Source organism: Vibrio genomosp. F10 str. 9ZD137 (assembly GCF_049974785.1).
Classification (GTDB): domain Bacteria; phylum Pseudomonadota; class Gammaproteobacteria; order Enterobacterales; family Vibrionaceae; genus Vibrio.
This window is the reverse complement of sequence record NZ_JBNGCJ010000229.1, coordinates 1-1,803: the sequence shown is the minus strand read 5'-3', so window position 1 is coordinate 1,803 and position 1,803 is coordinate 1. Positions and strand designations below refer to the sequence as shown.

At 48.0% G+C, this 1,803-nt stretch carries 1 protein-coding gene; it reads left to right on the top strand.

The features are described from left to right. Positions 1-1,803, top strand: a 1,803-nt coding sequence (gene parE, locus ACP45E_RS03275; RefSeq protein ID WP_241824260.1) for a DNA topoisomerase IV subunit B, incomplete at both ends; no start/stop codon positions are given.

Below are 1,803 nucleotides of genomic sequence, written 5' to 3'. Positions count from 1 at the left end.
TACGTCGCCGACCAGGGATGTATACGGATACAGCGAGACCCAACCATTTGGGTCAAGAAGTTATCGACAACAGTGTCGATGAAGCGCTAGCCGGACATGCCTCAAAGGTACAAGTAATTCTTCATGCTGATCAATCTTTGGAAGTCATTGATGATGGTCGAGGCATGCCTGTCGATATTCACCCAGAAGAGAAAATCTCGGGGGTTGAACTTATCTTCTGTAAGCTCCACGCCGGTGGTAAATTCTCCAACAAAAACTATCAGTTCTCTGGTGGTTTACACGGTGTGGGTATTTCGGTTGTTAACGCGCTATCAAAACGTGTTCAAGTTACGGTACGCCGTGACGGCCAAGTCTATGAAATGGCGTTTGAGCACGGCAATAAAGTGGAAGAACTGACCGTCACGGGGACTTGTGGTCGTCGTAACAAAGGCACCAGTGTCCATTTTTGGCCAGATACCAGCTATTTTGACTCAGGCAACTTCTCTGTTACTCGCCTTATCAATAACCTGCGAGCAAAAGCCGTTCTTTGCCCTGGCCTAGAGATCACCTTTAGTGACAAAGTCAATGGTAATGAGCACAAGTGGTTCTATGAAGATGGCTTAAAAGACTACCTGGCTGAAGGCGTGAAGGGATACACCGTTATTCCTGAAGTCCCTTTTACTGGCGAGTTCTCGGCGGAAACGGAAGCGGCTAACTGGGCCATTATTTGGCAACCAGAAGGCGGTGATATGATCACCGAAAGCTACGTCAACTTGATTCCGACTGCGCAAGGCGGTACGCACGTTAATGGTTTGCGTCAGGGCTTGCTGGACGCGATGCGTGAGTTCTGTGAATTCCGAAATTTGCTGCCTCGTGGTGTGAAGTTAACCGGTGACGATGTTTTTGAACGTTGTTCGTATGTCTTATCGGTTAAAATACAAGATCCGCAATTTGCAGGCCAAACCAAAGAGCGTTTGTCTTCTCGTCAAACCGCGGCGTTTGTCTCTGGTGTTGTAAAAGACTCCTTTAGTTTGTGGCTCAATGAAAAGCCTCAACTGGCGGAACAACTGGCTGAAGTTTGTATTGCAAACGCGCATCGCCGTATGCGTGCTAGCAAGAAAGTTGTGCGAAAAAAAGTCGCCTCAGGTCCTGCATTACCAGGAAAACTGACCGACTGTTCAGCGCAGGATTTAAGTCGTACGGAAATCTTCTTCGTGGAAGGAGACTCAGCGGGAGGCTCAGCCAAACAAGCTCGAGACCGTGAATTCCAAGCGGTGATGCCACTGCGCGGTAAAATTCTCAACACTTGGGAAGTTTCTGCCGATCAAGTGCTCGCTTCGCAAGAAGTACACGATATCTCGGTGGCATTAGGGATTGACCCTGACAGCGACGATCTTCAAAGCCTACGTTACGGAAAAGTCTGTATTCTTGCCGATGCGGACTCGGATGGTTTGCACATCGCCACGCTTTTATGTGCGCTTTTTACTCGTCACTTCCGAGCCTTAGTTGAAGCGGGGCACATTTATGTCGCGATGCCGCCACTCTTCCGTATTGATTGCGGAAAAGAAGTATTTTACGCCTTGGATGAAGATGAAAAAGAAGGGGTGTTGGAGCGTTTGAGTAAGAAAAAAGCCAAAATTAACGTACAGCGATTCAAAGGGTTGGGTGAGATGAACCCTCTCCAGTTGCGTGAAACAACCATGGATCCAAACACTCGACGTTTAGTTCAGCTCACTATCGATGACAATGAAGCAACCATGGAAATGATGGATATGTTGTTAGGTAAGAAGCGTGCTGATGACCGCCGCTCATGGTTACAAGCTA